20 protein-coding genes are annotated in these 13,868 nt (G+C 64.5%); 17 read left to right on the top strand and 3 right to left on the bottom strand.

Translation table 11 applies throughout. The features are described from left to right. The first annotated feature begins 21 nt into the window (after positions 1-21). From AC1ROK_RS23595 to AC1ROK_RS23620, 6 genes are read left to right on the top strand one after another with little or no spacing between them, the layout of a single operon-like run. Positions 22-1,161, top strand: coding sequence for a peptidoglycan-binding protein (locus tag AC1ROK_RS23595; RefSeq protein ID WP_492851500.1), 1,140 nt, complete (start codon positions 22-24; stop codon positions 1,159-1,161). Beyond that, entirely contained in the window at positions 1,158-1,523 is a 366-nt protein-coding gene (locus AC1ROK_RS23600; protein WP_492851502.1) for a hypothetical protein, read from the top strand. The genes AC1ROK_RS23595 and AC1ROK_RS23600 overlap by 4 nt, the downstream gene beginning before the upstream one ends. A gap of 2 nt (positions 1,524-1,525) precedes the next feature. Beyond that, positions 1,526-1,972, top strand: coding sequence for a hypothetical protein (locus AC1ROK_RS23605; RefSeq protein WP_492851504.1), 447 nt, complete (start codon positions 1,526-1,528; stop codon positions 1,970-1,972). After that, positions 1,956-2,375, top strand: coding sequence for a hypothetical protein (locus tag AC1ROK_RS23610; protein ID WP_492851506.1), 420 nt, complete (start codon positions 1,956-1,958; stop codon positions 2,373-2,375). Before AC1ROK_RS23605 ends, AC1ROK_RS23610 begins: the two co-directional genes overlap by 17 nt. Further along, positions 2,372-2,737, top strand: coding sequence for a septal ring lytic transglycosylase RlpA family protein (locus AC1ROK_RS23615; RefSeq protein ID WP_492851508.1), 366 nt, complete (start codon positions 2,372-2,374; stop codon positions 2,735-2,737). Before AC1ROK_RS23610 ends, AC1ROK_RS23615 begins: the two co-directional genes overlap by 4 nt. Beyond that, positions 2,737-2,964, top strand: coding sequence for a hypothetical protein (locus AC1ROK_RS23620; RefSeq protein ID WP_492851509.1), 228 nt, complete (start codon positions 2,737-2,739; stop codon positions 2,962-2,964). The genes AC1ROK_RS23615 and AC1ROK_RS23620 overlap by 1 nt, the downstream gene beginning before the upstream one ends. 245 nt (positions 2,965-3,209) lie before the next feature. Here the strand turns inward: AC1ROK_RS23620 and AC1ROK_RS23625 are convergent, their stop codons facing one another. Further along, on the bottom strand, positions 3,210-4,061 hold the full coding sequence (locus tag AC1ROK_RS23625) for an ATP-dependent DNA ligase (RefSeq protein ID WP_492851511.1): 852 nt from the start codon (positions 4,059-4,061) through the stop codon (positions 3,210-3,212). A 158-nt stretch (positions 4,062-4,219) separates the two neighbouring features. Here AC1ROK_RS23625 and AC1ROK_RS23630 point away from each other — a divergent pair, with 158 nt between their 5' ends. Beyond that, complete coding sequence (locus AC1ROK_RS23630) at positions 4,220-4,414, top strand: hypothetical protein (RefSeq protein ID WP_492851513.1); 195 nt, start codon at positions 4,220-4,222, stop codon at positions 4,412-4,414. Here AC1ROK_RS23630 and AC1ROK_RS23635 read toward each other — a convergent pair. Continuing rightward, entirely contained in the window at positions 4,411-4,860 is a 450-nt protein-coding gene (locus AC1ROK_RS23635; protein ID WP_492851515.1) for a hypothetical protein, read from the bottom strand. The two genes, AC1ROK_RS23630 and AC1ROK_RS23635, sit on opposite strands and share 4 nt — an antisense overlap. 104 nt (positions 4,861-4,964) lie before the next feature. On the opposite strand from AC1ROK_RS23635, the gene AC1ROK_RS23640 reads away from it, so the two are divergent. Both AC1ROK_RS23640 and AC1ROK_RS23645 read left to right on the top strand, forming a co-directional pair. Continuing rightward, positions 4,965-5,153 (top strand): hypothetical protein, encoded by a 189-nt coding sequence (locus tag AC1ROK_RS23640; protein WP_492851517.1) that lies wholly within the window; start codon positions 4,965-4,967, stop codon positions 5,151-5,153. Positions 5,154-5,158: 5 nt separating this feature from the next. Next, positions 5,159-5,701 carry a hypothetical protein gene (locus AC1ROK_RS23645; RefSeq protein ID WP_055881668.1) on the top strand — a complete coding sequence of 181 codons (543 nt, stop codon included), beginning with the start codon at positions 5,159-5,161 and terminating at the stop codon, positions 5,699-5,701. A gap of 51 nt (positions 5,702-5,752) precedes the next feature. Here AC1ROK_RS23645 and AC1ROK_RS23650 read toward each other — a convergent pair whose 3' ends face one another. Then, positions 5,753-6,223, bottom strand: coding sequence for a thermonuclease family protein (locus AC1ROK_RS23650; protein WP_492851519.1), 471 nt, complete (start codon positions 6,221-6,223; stop codon positions 5,753-5,755). 865 nt (positions 6,224-7,088) lie between these two features. On the opposite strand from AC1ROK_RS23650, the gene rpsU reads away from it, so the two are divergent. The 8 genes from rpsU to nuoF all read left to right on the top strand — a co-directional run bounded on the left by rpsU (position 7,089) and on the right by nuoF (position 13,867). After that, entirely contained in the window at positions 7,089-7,358 is a 270-nt protein-coding gene (gene rpsU, locus AC1ROK_RS23655) for a 30S ribosomal protein S21 (protein WP_069911195.1), read from the top strand. Between the two features lie 301 nt (positions 7,359-7,659). Further along, on the top strand, positions 7,660-8,244 hold the full coding sequence (locus AC1ROK_RS23660) for an outer membrane protein (protein ID WP_492851522.1): 585 nt from the start codon (positions 7,660-7,662) through the stop codon (positions 8,242-8,244). 288 nt (positions 8,245-8,532) lie between these two features. After that, the gene (locus AC1ROK_RS23665) at positions 8,533-8,898 is read left to right on the top strand and encodes an NADH-quinone oxidoreductase subunit A (protein WP_055881655.1); all 366 of its coding nucleotides are present in this window, start codon (positions 8,533-8,535) and stop codon (positions 8,896-8,898) included. Continuing rightward, positions 8,889-9,464 (top strand): NuoB/complex I 20 kDa subunit family protein, encoded by a 576-nt coding sequence (locus AC1ROK_RS23670; RefSeq protein ID WP_055881654.1) that lies wholly within the window; start codon positions 8,889-8,891, stop codon positions 9,462-9,464. Before AC1ROK_RS23665 ends, AC1ROK_RS23670 begins: the two co-directional genes overlap by 10 nt. Before the next feature lie 8 nt (positions 9,465-9,472). Beyond that, positions 9,473-10,084 carry an NADH-quinone oxidoreductase subunit C gene (locus AC1ROK_RS23675; protein WP_492851525.1) on the top strand — a complete coding sequence of 204 codons (612 nt, stop codon included), beginning with the start codon at positions 9,473-9,475 and terminating at the stop codon, positions 10,082-10,084. Continuing rightward, a complete protein-coding gene (locus AC1ROK_RS23680; protein WP_055881649.1) occupies positions 10,084-11,274 on the top strand; it encodes an NADH-quinone oxidoreductase subunit D in 1,191 nt (396 codons plus the stop codon). Before AC1ROK_RS23675 ends, AC1ROK_RS23680 begins: the two co-directional genes overlap by 1 nt. Next, the gene (nuoE, locus tag AC1ROK_RS23685) at positions 11,274-12,554 is read left to right on the top strand and encodes an NADH-quinone oxidoreductase subunit NuoE (RefSeq protein ID WP_492851527.1); all 1,281 of its coding nucleotides are present in this window, start codon (positions 11,274-11,276) and stop codon (positions 12,552-12,554) included. Before AC1ROK_RS23680 ends, nuoE begins: the two co-directional genes overlap by 1 nt. Beyond that, on the top strand, positions 12,554-13,867 hold the full coding sequence (gene nuoF, locus AC1ROK_RS23690) for an NADH-quinone oxidoreductase subunit NuoF (protein ID WP_055881645.1): 1,314 nt from the start codon (positions 12,554-12,556) through the stop codon (positions 13,865-13,867). Before nuoE ends, nuoF begins: the two co-directional genes overlap by 1 nt. Position 13,868: the final 1 nt, after the last annotated feature.

Here is a 13,868-nt window from a genome sequence, read left to right on the forward strand (position 1 = left end):
CATCAAACTCGGAGACCCCCCATGAACCCCAACGTCCCCCGCGGGGCGGCGGTCCTGCTCGACTACATCGGCGGGCTTGAGACTGCCCGGAAGGGCGTCGCCGCCTACAACACCGTCATCGGCCACATCGACGAGAAGGGGAAGCTGCCCAAGCCCGTCACCGAGATGACGCTCGAGGAACTGCTCACCGAGCAACTGCGCTGGGTGCGGAACCTGAAGCAGAAGAGCGGGGCGGCCGGCCGGTACCAGATCATCCGGGCGACGCTGAAGAGCCTGATCGCCGAACTGAAGCTGCCACTGTCCGCCAAGTTCACCCCCGAGCTGCAGGATGCCTTCGGCCTGGCGCTGCTCGAGCGCCGCGGCTACCGACGCTTCTTCAGCGGCGCTCTACCGCTGAAGAGCTTCGGCAACGAGCTAGCGAAGGAATGGGCGAGCCTGCCCGTGCTGTCGACCATCAAGCGTGGCGGCAAGCGCCCGCGCACCGTGCAGCGGGGCGAGAGCTATTACGCCGGCGACGGCATCAACAAGTCGCTGGACGATGCCGCGGCGTTCGAGAGCGTGCTCGCCGAGGCGCTGAACGAGCGGGACCGTAAGCCCGCGCCCAAGGAACCCTCGACCGGCCCGGCAGCCTTCCCGGTGAAGGGCGCGCGGAACGATGAAGTCGTCGCCCAGGTGCAGCGCCGGCTGAAGGAGCTCGGCTATTCCGAGATCGGCAACATCGACGGCGACTTCGGCGACCTGACCGAGAAAGCCATCCTGATCTTCCGGCACGACGCAGGCCTGCCGCTGAGCGGCGCAATCGACAGCAACCTGATCGTGGCGCTCGCCAAGGCCAAGCCTCGCGAGATGCCGGCCGGCCGTGCCGAGGCCACGCCGAAGGAGGTTCGCGAGGTTGCGCCCGAGGCCAAGGCAAACTGGTGGTCGAAGGTGGCCGGGTTCTGGAGCGCTGTCGTCGGCGCCGTCGTCGCCTTCGTCAACTGGGTGATCGGCAGCTTCGCCGAGATCCGCGAGTTCATGCAGCCGATTGTCGATCTGCTCGCCGGCGTGCCGGTCTGGGTCTACGCGCTGGTGTTCGCCGGCGGCGCGCTGTGGCTCTACCTCAACGGCCGGAAGGGCGAGGCGGCATCCGTCGAGGCGGTGCAGGAAGGGGCCCGGCGATGAACTGCGCTCTGCTCGATATCCCCTGCCACATCCAAGGCGCTGCTTGGGAGTGGTGGGCTGAGGTCAGCTGGCTCAACAAGCTGCTGATCGTCGGCGGTCTGATGCTGATCATCATGGCAGCCGCCCGCACCCTGCTGTGGTTGCTGCACAAGGTCGGCGGCTGGCCGGCAGTCGTCGGGGCCGTGGCGATGATCCTTGGGCTGGTCCTGGCTCTCCTGCCGCGCAGGCCCAAGGGCAGCGAGGCACACGAGGCCATTCCCGACAATCACCCGGACGCTGCCGCGCCATTCGAGTTCGGCCGGAAGAAGCGCAAGAAGCCGCGCTCGACCATCCGTCTACCAAAACTGTGGGTAGGGCGATGATCATGATCCAGCACAAGGCCCGCGAGGTCGCCGGGCGGATCGTCTCCCGATTCCGCTCCCGCGTCCTCGAATGGGAGCACGCAGCCATCACCACGCTGTGGGGCCTGATCGTGCTCGGCAACCCCGATGTGTTCTCGGGCCGGGCGTTCGCTGCCTTTGCAGGCGGCCCGGCGCTGTGGGGCTGGGTGGTGTTCCTCGCCGGGACGCTGCGCATCGCCGCCCTCTGCGTCAATGGCTACATGGCCAAGCCAACCGCCATCGTCCGCGCCGCCGGCGCGCTTACCGGCATAGCCCTGTTCGCCGTGCTGACGCTCGGCTTCCTCTTCTCATGGACCTGGCCGACCGGCCTCGCCGTCTATTCGGTGCTCGGCTTCTTCGGCCTGTTTTCGTTCTACTGGTCCATCTTCGATGTGGCCATTCCGGATGGCCACGATGGCGACGATACCTGATCCGACGTCGATCGACTTCAATGCCATCGCCCTCTGGGCCGGGGGCATCACCACCGTCGTCGTGACCGTTGGCTTCGCTGCCTGGGCGGCCATCAGGAAGGCGGCCCAGATCGCCGCGGCGGCGCCTCCCCAGATCCGCACCGACACGAAGATCATCACCACCGATAGCGTAGCGATGCACGAGCTCGCGGCCACTCTCGAGGCGAGCAACGCCATCCTGACCGAGAACAACGTGCTCCGCCGGGAAGAGCACAACGACCGCGAGGCCAACCGCCGAACGCTTCAGGCGAACACCGACGCCATGGAGCGGGCCGTCACGGCGCTCAACGAGGCCCGTGCCGATATCCGCGAGCTCACCCGGGAAATCGTCCGATCATCGAACAGCAAGGGGGCAGGCCGATGAGGCATCCCATCATCGCCAGCACGCTCGGCGCGGCCGTCATCCTTGTGGTGGCGGCCGCGGTGCTTTGGGCCATGCCCGTTCACGCCGCGCAGTGCGGCAAGGCGTCCTGGTACGGCGAGGCGCACCATGGCCGGCTGATGGCCAACGGCAAGCCGTTCAACATGCACGCTCTGACCGCAGCCTCGAACACGCTGCCGCTTGGGACCAGTGCGCGGGTCACCGCGGGCAAACGCTCGGTCGTGGTGCGGATCACCGATCGGGGCGGGTTCGGCAAGTACGGCCGCATCATCGACCTCAGCAAGGCCGCTTTCGCCAAGCTGGCGCCAACAGGGCAGGGGATCGTGCGGGTCTGCGTCCAGTGATGCCGGGCGAATCTGCTACGCCGCGCTTCATGCAGGACTATGACCTTCCCCAGATCGCAATCGACGAGCTCATCCGGCTGTCCAAGGAGGTCGGCACGCCGATCGAGGATCGGCCGGAGTTCCAGATCCTATGGGATGAGCGCCTGGTGATGGGTGGGAACAAGAAGCGGGTCCACATCACGCAGCGCGGCAAGAGCTGGCTGCAGCGGCGCGGGTTCATCAAGTGAGGCCATGCCGGGGGGCGTCCCGGCAATTTCACTGAGGCGTATATCGCTGCCGGCGTACTAGCCACACCCGCCCCTCGATGGAGTGGGGTTCGTCCTCTTCCTCGAAACCGTACCAACCTCGCCAGTAGTTGAATTGGGCACGCTGCAAGGCGGGGTCATCGGTGCGAAAGGTCCACCGGGCAAAGTCGGGCTCGAGGAATTCTACCTCGGGTTCACCGGGATCGGGCGGGCTTGGAATTGACGTCTTAACTGTCGCCATGGCGCAGCCCCCTGAGGGTGGCGTGCCGCAGCATGCCCTCGCCGCGTAGGTGCCTGACCGTTGCCGCCAGCCCCGGCCGCAACCACGTCCCGCGCCGCTTCAGCGGCAGAGCTGGGACCTCGACCGTGTTCGCCTCGACGTAGGCCCAGAAGTCCTCACGGTCCGCCGCTTTCAGCGTAATGAAGGCATCCCCTACGAAGTGCAGCCCGTGTTCGTCGCGCCGCGCGAGGATCGCCACCGGTGCGCCGGTTGGCGACAGGTCGGCGCCGATCACCTCGAACTCGCCCACGGTGAAGGTCTTGGTCTTCAGCCAGGTGTCGGCGTCGCCGCTCTTGTAGCGGCTGCCGCGCTTCTTGCTGACGATGCCCTCGAGGCCCATGGCGTCGACGGCGGCAAAGGCCTCGGGGCCGTCGGCGCCAAGCTCCTGGCTGAAGGCGAGAGATGGGGCCGGCGCGCTCTGCATGAGGCCACCCAGCATAGCGCGCCGGCTCTCCACCGACCTGCTGCGGACGTCGCCCCCATCCAAATGCAGCAGGTCGAAGGCGACGAAGATCAGATCCTGTGGCCGCCAACGGATGGCCGCCGGTAAGCCTGAGAAGTCGGCCGCGCCGCGGGCGTCCGGCAGGTAGACCTCGCCGTCAACGATCGCAGACGTGCACCGCAGCTGAGCAGCGGCCTCGACGATCTGCGGATATTTGCTGGTCCAGTTCGCCCCGCTGCTGCTGAAGGCTCGAGCAGTGCCTGCCTCCACATGCAGCTGGGTGCGGTAACCGTCGAACTTCACCTCGTGCAGCCAGCCGTCGCCGCTGGGCGCGGTCTCGACGAGGCGCGGTTTCATGGGTTGGATGTAGCGCAGGGCGGGGCGTTCTAGCAGCATCCCGGCAATTTAGTGCGAGTGCCGAACGAATCCGAGTCGACTCGCGATCACTGATTCGTTTTGCTGGAACGGACGTCGGCCAAAGGCTGTTGTGCCGACTGTTCAGTGAGGCGCGTCCCATGCCGAAATTCCCGCCGAAACCACCAGCTCCCAGCGTTCACGAGAAGATCGCGCCAGCCATCGAGCGGAGCCGAGCGCTGCTGCCCGGTGAGAAGCCGATGACGCAGCAGGAGGTGGTGCGCGACATGCTCCGCAAGCTCGACCTGCCGCCGGGGGTTAGGGCCCGCCTGAGGGAGCGCCACAAGCTCGACTAGCGTCGCTGCCCCGTTCTGAACTTGTAGAGCTCGCGCGACAGCGCATCGACCAGCTTGTTGAGCCCGGGCGTGCGGGTTCGGTGCCGCACCTGGTCCATGATCCACGACAGGTTTTCTCTATCGGCCGCCGCGATGCCGAAGATCGAGCCGACGTCTGGATCAGCCTCGACGGTAACCTGATCGATCTTGGCGAGGATGGCCGCTTTGTGCGCGCGGGCCGCTTTGACCTGCTCCGCAATCACTCGCACCCGCGGCAGGGCTTCATTGGCAGCGTTCGAGGCGAACTGCTTCGTGCTGGAAATATCGCTGCCGACGGCCTCGCCGATCTTGACGCTCCAACGCCAGCCGCCCGTAGCGGTGTTATGGACGATTGTCGCGTAGCCGTCCTCGAACTCGGCGCGCAGCCCGCTCTTGCCGTCCCGCTCCCATTTCAGCCGCTCGCTCATCCGTCTAGTATGGATGGACCCTTTCGGACCGCAATCCCTCGTGGCTTGTTCTCATTTCGTTCACGGGTATATGACTCGTGGCTCCCGACGTAAAGGAGCTCGAAATGTCCACCTCAGTCAGTCCGTCCGATCAGATCAAGTCGCTTAAACGGACCTGCCCATTCTTCACCGCCCACGACATCTCGCAAGTCACCGGCTTTCGCCTCGGGACCGTGGAGCGCGCGCTCCGCGAGTTGCCTCAGGAAAACTCAGACCGGATGCCCGTTTACGCGATGCGAGAAATCGCCGACTGAAAGCCGTGGACGACCTCGCCAATCTACGGCTCTCGGCCTATACGCCGAGACAGCTCGATATCGTCTGCCGGCGATGCCAGCGCATTGCCTCCGCCGGCACCGGCAAGCTGCAGCGCAGGTACGGAGACCGTCCTCTCGGCGAACTGGCCCGCCTGGTGGCGGCGGACGGAAATCCCCCGTGCGAACTCGCGAAGCTGGGGGAGGGCTGCTCTGTCCAGCCAATGGAGCCGCCCTTCGAACAGTGGGCGACACTGTCGGATGCTCGGCTGGGCAACTGGGTGGGCTGGCTGTCCTGCGACAGACGGCGCGCATCACTGAAGCCGGCGAAGGCGTGCCCGGGCGAGTTCATGGCCGACGTGCACTCGCTTCTGATGGCGCTACCCTACGATTTCCCGCTTTCAAAGTTGCCGAGACATCTGAAATGTCCGGAATGCCAGTCCGACCACGTGCTGATCAGGTGGGAGAAGCTGCAGGCGCCGGCGCCGACGGCACCAGCGGTGCATAGGTCTGCCGGGATGGGGAAGGGCGGATTGAGGGTTGTGCGTTGAATCGCGCGCCATCTCTTCTGCGCAGCAGGCCGAACATCACGATATGGCGACTCAGCACCACCACTCTTCGCCGTCCGGCCATCGCCTCGCCAGACGCTCCTCAATCAGAATGTCCCCTACATCACGACCAGCGATCTTGATCGTCGCGAGAGTGCGCTTTCCTGTTCCGTCGATTCCGAAGGTTTCAACCGTGAAAGAATTGTCGTTGAGCAAATCCAGCAGGCGCGCGCTTGCTCGCTTGGCGAGAGCCACCTCCTGCTTTCCACCACAGATATCGTTGAAGGGCTCTGGGGTGTCGAACGACTGAAGTCGCAGGTTCATACCCTGCAGCCAAATGGTGTCACCGTCGACAACGCACGTGTAGCGCTTGCCGCCGCCACACATCGCGAACTGCATCCGGAACTCGCCAGCCGAAGCCTGCTGAAAACTCGATGTCGCAGGACTGCGCTGGTCGTTGCTGGATCCCGCAACGAAGCCGAGTACCCCAACGCCGCACAACGCCAGGATCGCGTAGGCGCCCATCGAGCCACGTCCCCGGGAAACTAGCCGGGGAGATCGAGGAATCAGTCTGGGCTGCTGCGGAGCGATCCTTGGGCGACGACCAAACGGGGTAGGTGATCGGGGTTTCAAGGCAAGGCCTCACAAGCATCGCATACTGGGCGAGAGCATTCTTCTTTCGTGGTGATGCTGTAGAGGTTGCACATGTGAGCAGCCTAGCTTCGATCCCCGCAGGGAAGCAAACACGGCGTTCCCACTATCGGCCGCCGTCTGGCCGTTTCCGGCCGATCCGGAGTAGGAACACCTCCTGACCACTCTCTATATATAGAGGGCCTGTCACGCCGGAGGTCGCGGGTTCGAGCCCCGTCTCTCGCGCCACCCTTTTTCTTCAAATCAGTGATGAACTTTGGGTGGCGCTGGTCGCCTTCGAGCGATGTTCTCACGTCCCCCTCCGACATGTTCCCACTTTTTGTGCGGTCTTGTTCCGACTGAACGCTGGGCACCGCCGGCGGTCGCTTCCACGGCTCCAGAACGGCAGAAGTCGTATCCGAGCATCCCGTCCTCACTCAGAGCGCAAGGCGTCGCCCTGGTGATCCGGAAATCCTCCCGAGGGGTGTCCTTGCCGTAGGGTGCTCCCGACCGGTTCCGGAAGATCGGCGCGTCGCCCAGGCGCGCTGTAGGACGCTTAGACGGGGGCTTCCGGGCAACCTAGAAGGACTGTCCACAGCTGGCCGGCTAGAGCGCGACACCTATGGCAGCGACGAGGGTCTCCGTGCCGCATCCAACTCAGAGGGTGATGTTCAGGCTGACGCATGGTACTAGCGCAGCGAACGCATTGGCGTTCGAAGTGGCTTCAATCATGAAGCCGCCACCCACGTTAGGACAATGTTTGCAGGTTCTCGTTCGCGACAATAACGTCGATCAGGCTCTCAAGGTACTCAAGAAGCGCTTGCAGCGTGAGGGTGTGTTCCGGGAGATGAAACTCCGCAGCTATTACGAGAAGCCGTCGGAAAAGCGGGTTCGTGAAGCCGCTGAGGCCGTACGTCGGGGCCGAAAGGCCGCTCGCAAGACCGCCATTCGTGAAGGCCTGATTGCTGCCCCGGTGAAGAAACCGGCGTTCCAGCGAGCCCAGGCGCCTTCGGCGCTTCGAGGCGGCTAGCCGCTACGCATCGACGAGTAGAGCGAACCCGCCAAATCGGCGGGTTCTTTCATGCCCGCTGTTAGGCAAGGTTGCGGGCGAAAGCCCACCGTGAAGCTCAAGGCCGGTCCATTGTTGGCGATGCTCGAAGAGGGCGCGTCTGATGCCCCTGCCAACCAGAACAACCAGCCAGGTGCACCGAACGATCTCGTGTAGCCGGCTCGTTACGGTTTTGGGGGCGGCTGTCCTTGCAATGGCCGCCGCCACACCACATTTCAGATGTAAGTCTCCGCGAATCCTGACGGAACCGCGGATGCGTGTGGTGCATTTAGAACTGTTGGAGGCGATCCAGGAGAAGCCGGCCATGCTGGTGCCATTGCCATTGGTGTTTGCAGGAACGTTGCTGGCCGCCATGGCAGGCGCTGCGACGGCTTCTGATCTGATCACCGTGCCGGTGGCCTCGAGCGATGTCGCGGTGCCGGTTGCCACTGGATTCGACTGGAGCGGCTTTTATGCCGGGGTTTACGGCGTCGTTCAGTCCAGCCCGGTCCGCGGGACCGAGGTCGGGGCGGGAATCGCTGCCGGCGTCAACGCCCAGCTCGATTTCTTCCTCGTCGGTGGCGAGGTGGCGCTGCACGGGCTGACCGGCGACACCATCGATACCGCCTATGGCCAAGTGACCGGTCGTGGCGGCCTGCTGGTGACGGATGACCTCCTGGCCTACGCGTCCGCGGGTTACGGCATGGAGCTCAGCGGCACCGGCGAGCGCGACTTCCTGGCCGGCGGTGGCATCGAATATGCGGTCACCGACGATATCTCGATCAATGCCGAATATCTGCGCGGCTTCGCCCTCGAGGGCGGCAATGACAAGAACCAGTTCAGCCTTGGCGCGCGGTTCCATTTCTAGCCGAATCCGAGGGCGTCGCGGCCAGGCGCAGCGTTGCGTTTGCGGGGCCTCAACCATGAGTGGAACACTCACGGGGCGCCAATAGCCGGAAGTCCGTTGCGGGCAGGGCGTCTCAGCCGGTTTTCCGTACTAAGTTGACCGTAATGATCAACATTAGTTTTTCTTGAATCGCTGCAAGGCGTGGGCTAAGCCCGTGCCACACGAAGTCGCGTCGTCCGAGGGGCCCAAAATTGCCCGTCTGGCCGCGCGAGCCGGCCACTCCAGCCGGCCCGACCATTAGGCTGCACAATGAACGAGTTGCTCAGCAACTACCTGCCGATCATCATATTCGTCGGTCTGGCTGCCGTTATCGGCCTGGCCCTCATGGTTGCCCCCTTCATCGTTGCCTACAAGCGACCCGACCCGGAAAAGGTGTCGGCGTTCGAAGCGGGTTTTGAAGCGTTCGACGATGCGCGCATGAAATTCGATGTGCGCTTCTACCTGGTGTCGATCCTGTTCATCGTCTTCGATCTCGAAGTGGCGCTGCTGTTCCCCTGGGCAGTGGCGTTCCGTGATGTCGGCTGGTTCGGCTTCTGGTCAGTCATGATCTTCCTTGGCGTACTGACCATCGGCTTCATCTATGAATGGAAGAAGGGCGCGCTCGAATGGGATTGAGTGAACAAACTCTGGTCGCGCCGCAGCCCAAGGGCCTGATCGACCCGCGCACCAACAAGCCGATCGGCGCCGACGATCCGTTCATGGCGGACGTGAACGCCGAGCTCGCCGACAAGGGCTTCCTGGTTTCGACGGCGTCGCAGCTGATCACCTGGGCGCGCACCGGCTCGCTGATGTGGATGCAGACCGGCCTCGCCTGCTGCGCCGTGGAAATGATCCAGATGTCGATGCCGCGCTACGACATCGAGCGATTCGGCACTGCGCCGCGCGCCTCGCCGCGTCAGGCCGATGTGCTGATCGTCGCCGGCACGCTGACCAACAAGATGGCCCCGGCGCTGCGCAAGGTCTACGACCAGATGCCGGAGCCGCGCTACGTCATCTCGATGGGCAGCTGCGCCAATGGCGGCGGCTACTATCACTATTCGTATTCTGTGGTGCGCGGCTGTGATCGCGTCATGCCCGTTGACATCTATGTTCCGGGCTGCCCGCCGACCGCTGAGGCACTGCTCTACGGCATCCTGTTGCTGCAGAAGAAAATCCGCCGCACCGGCACGATCGAACGTTAGGACCGGCCATGACTGACGGCCCCATTCCTTCACCGCTCGCGGCGCTCGCTGAACGCGCCCGCAACGCGCTCGGCGAAAAGATTCTCGACCACAAGCTGGCTTACGGCGAACTGACGCTCTCGGTGCAGCGCGACGCCATTATCGATGTCGCGACGTTCCTGCACGATCACGAGGCGTTTGTCGGTATCACCGACGTGTGTGGGGTGGATTATCCGGAGCGCGAAGAGCGCTTCGACGTGGTCTACCACCTGCTGAGCCCCAAGCAGAACCTGCGGGTGCGCTTGAAGCTCTCGACCGATGACACGCAGCCGGTGCAGTCGATCACCGGCTTGTTCCCGGGCGCCGATTGGTTCGAGCGCGAGACTTACGATCTGTTCGGCATCCTGTTCACCGGCCACCCCGATCTGCGCCGGCTGCTGACCGACTACGGCTTTGACGGCTATCCGTTGCGCAAGGACTTCCCGACCACCGGCTATGTCGAAGTCCGCTACGACGAAGAGCGCAAGCGCGTCGTCTATGAGCCGGTGAAGCTGCCGCAGGAATTCCGGCAGTTCGATTATCTGTCACCGTGGGAGGGTACGGATTACGTGCTGCCCGGCGACGAGAAGGCGAAGAACTGATGTCCGAAGTCGATGTAAGAAACTTCACCATCAACTTTGGGCCGATCCATCCCTCCGCCCACGGCGTGCTCCGCCTCATCCTGGAATTGGACGGCGAAGTGGTCGAACGCGTCGATCCGCATATCGGTCTGCTGCACCGCGGCACCGAGAAGCTGATCGAGACCAAGACCTATCTGCAGGCGGTGCCGTATTTCGACCGGCTCGACTATGTCGCCCCGATGAACCAGGAGCATGCCTTCTGCCTCGCGGTCGAAAAGCTGCTCGGCATCGAAGTGCCGCTGCGTGGCCAGCTGATCCGCGTGCTCTATGCCGAGATTGGCCGGCTCCTGTCGCACATGCTCAACTGCACGACGCAGGCGATGGACGTCGGCGCGCTCACCCCGCCGCTATGGGGGTTCGACGAGCGCGAGAAGCTGATGATCTTCTATGAGCGCGCCTCGGGTAGCCGCATGCATGCGGCCTATTTCCGTCCGGGTGGCGTGCACCAGGATCTGCCGCAGGCGCTGATCGACGATATCGGCGCGTTCTGCGACCCGTTCCTGCTGGTGCTCGACAACCTCGAAAAGTTGCTCACCGGCAACCGCATCTACATGCAGCGCAACGCCGATATCGGTGTGGTGTCGGCGGAAGATGCATGGAAGTGGGGCTTTTCCGGCGTGATGGTGCGCGGCTCGGGCGATGCCTGGGACCTGCGCAAGTCGCAGCCCTATGAGTGCTACGACCGGCTCGAGTTCGACGTGCCGATCGGCAAGAACGGCGATTGCTACGACCGTTACCTCGTTCGCATGGACGAGATGCGCCAGTCGATCCGGATCATGAAGCAGGTGCTCGACCTGTTGAATTCGCCCGAAGGGCAGGGGCCGGTGGCCTCGACCGACGGCAAGGTGGTGCCGCCCAAGCGCGGTGAGATGAAGCAGTCGATGGAAGCGCTGATCCATCACTTCAAGCTCTATACCGAAGGCTACAAGGTGCCGGCCGGCGAGGTGTACGCCGCCGTCGAAGCGCCCAAGGGCGAGTTCGGCGTCTACCTGGTCAGCGACGGCACCAACAAGCCGTACCGCTGCAAGATCCGCGCGCCGGGCTTTGCGCACCTGCAGGCGATGGATTTCCTCTGCCGGGGACACATGCTGGCCGACGTCGCCGCTATCCTCGGTTCGCTCGATATCGTGTTTGGTGAGGTCGATCGGTAATGTCCGTCCGCCGTTTAGCAGATGAGGCCGTCCAGCCGACTACCTTCGCCTTCACGAAGGAAAACCAGGCCTGGGCCGAAAAGAAGATGGCGGAGTATCCGCCGGGCCGTCAGCAGTCGGCCGTGATCCCGGTGCTGTTCCGTGCGCAGGAGCAGCAGGGCTGGGTCAGCCGTGCTGCGATCGAAGCGGTCGGCAAGCTGCTCGATATGCCCTATATCCGCGTGCTCGAAGTCGCGACCTTCTACACGCAGTTCCTGCTGCAACCGGTCGGCACCCGCGCCCACATCCAGGTGTGTGGCACGACGCCCTGCATGCTGCGCGGCGCCGAGGACATCCGCCACGTCTGCGAGCGCCGCATCAACCACAATCCGTTCGAGACCAATGCCGAGGGCACCCTCAGCTGGGAAGAGGTCGAGTGCCTCGGCGCCTGCGTGAACGCGCCGCTGGTGATGGTCGGCAGCGACACCTACGAAGACCTGACGGTCGAGAGCTTCGAAGCGATCCTCGACAAATTCGCCGCCGGCAAAGGCAGCGACGTAAAGCCCGGCCCGCAGGTCGTCCGCCAGTTCGCTGCGGCGGAAGGCGGCCAGACGACGCTGCTCGAAAAGCCGACCGCCAAGCGCACCTACAAGCCGTTCCCGCCGCCGCCGGCCGCGCCCGCGGCTGCTCCCGGCGCTGCGGCTCCTGCGGCTCCTGCAGCCGCCGCGCCGGCTCCTGCCGCCAAGGCAGCCGAGCCGACCGCTGCCGGCCGCAAGAACACCACTACGGAAGAGACTGCGCCGGCCCTGAAGTCGCCGTCGCCGGAGAAGGTGTCGACTGCGACCGCCGAAGCCGAGCGCAAGGCTGCCAACACGGCGGCCAAGGCCGATGGCACGCCCAACAGGGCGATGCGCGAGACGGCAACCGGCGCGGAATCGCCGGCCGGCAAGATCGATGCCGGCAAGACCGACACCAAGGCCAAGCGCGCACCCGCCCCGGCGACTGCGGTGTCGCCGAGTGAGGATGGCGGCGCCAGGCTGTTCCAGGCCCCTGCCGGCAAGCCGGATGACCTCAAGCTGATCTCGGGTGTCGGCCCGGTGCTCGAGGGCAAGCTCAATGCCATCGGCATCACCACCTGGGCTCAGGTGGCGGCGCTGAAGAAGGCCGATATCCAGAAGCTCGAAGATCACCTCGCATTCCCGGGCCGGGTGGCCCGTGATGAGTGGATCAAGCAGGCCAAGGCGCTCGCCAAGGGTGGCGTCGAGGAATATCGCAAGGTGTTCGGGAAGGACCCGCGCTGATGCTCGCTGACCAGGATCGCATCTTCACCAACCTCTACGGCACTGGCGACTGGGGCCTTGAAGGCGCCCGGGCGCGTGGTGGCTGGGTCGATACCAAGAAATTCATCGACAACGGCCGCGACTGGATCGTCAACGAGGTCAAGGGTTCCGGCTTGCGCGGCCGCGGCGGCGCCGGTTTCCCGACCGCGCTGAAATGGACCTTCATGCCCAAGGAAGGCGTCAATGACGGCCGTCCGAGCCAGCTCCTCGTCAATGCCGACGAGTCCGAGCCCGGCACCTGCAAGGACCGCGAGATCCTGCGCCACGACCCGCATCACCTGATCGAAGGGTGTCTGCTCGCCGGCCGCGCCATGGGTGCACACATCGCCTATGTCTACATCCGCGGCGAGTTCATCCGCGAGCGGCAGAATTTCGAAGCCGCCGTTCAGCAGGCCTATGACGCCAAGCTGATCGGCAAGAACAACGTGCACGGCTGGGACTTCGAGATCGTCGTTCATCACGGCGCCGGCGCGTACATCTGCGGCGAGGAAACCGCGCTGATGGAGTCGCTGGAGGGCAAGAAGGGCCAGCCGCGCCTGAAGCCGCCGTTCCCGGCGGCGATGGGCGTCTACGGCAACCCGACCACCGTCAACAACGTCGAGTCGATCGCTGTCGTGCCGGAAATCCTGCGCCGCGGTGGCGCCTGGTTCGGCGGCATCGGCCGGCCGAACAATACCGGCACCAAGCTGTTCATGGCTTCGGGCCACGTCAACAAGCCGGCAGTGTTCGAAGATGCGATGGGCTGCACCTTCGAAGAGCTGATCGAGAAGCACTGCGGCGGCATCCGTGGCGGCTGGGACAACCTGCTCGCTGTCATTCCCGGCGGCGCGTCCTGCCCGGTGGTGCGCGGCGAAGACATGCGCACCGCGATCATGGATTTCGATGGGCTGCGCGAGAAGAAATCCTCGTTCGGCACCGGCGGCATGATCGTCCTCGACAAGTCGGCCGATATCATCAAGGCGATCTGGCGCATCCAGGCCTTCTTCAAGCATGAGAGCTGCGGCCAGTGTACGCCGTGCCGCGAAGGCACCGGCTGGATGATGCGCGTCATGGAACGCATGGTCGAAGGCCGCGCCCAGAAGCGCGAGATCGACATGCTGTTCGACGTGACCAAGCAGATCGAAGGGCACACCATCTGTGCGCTCGGCGATGCGGCGGCCTGGCCGGTGCAGGGCCTGATCCGCAACTTCCGCGACGTCATCGAGGCGCGGATCGACCAATACACCTGGTCCTCGACCAGCGAGGGCGCCGTGCCCTCGATCGCGGCGGAGTAAG

Source organism: Devosia sp. GW821-FHT12F11 (genome assembly GCF_058806655.1).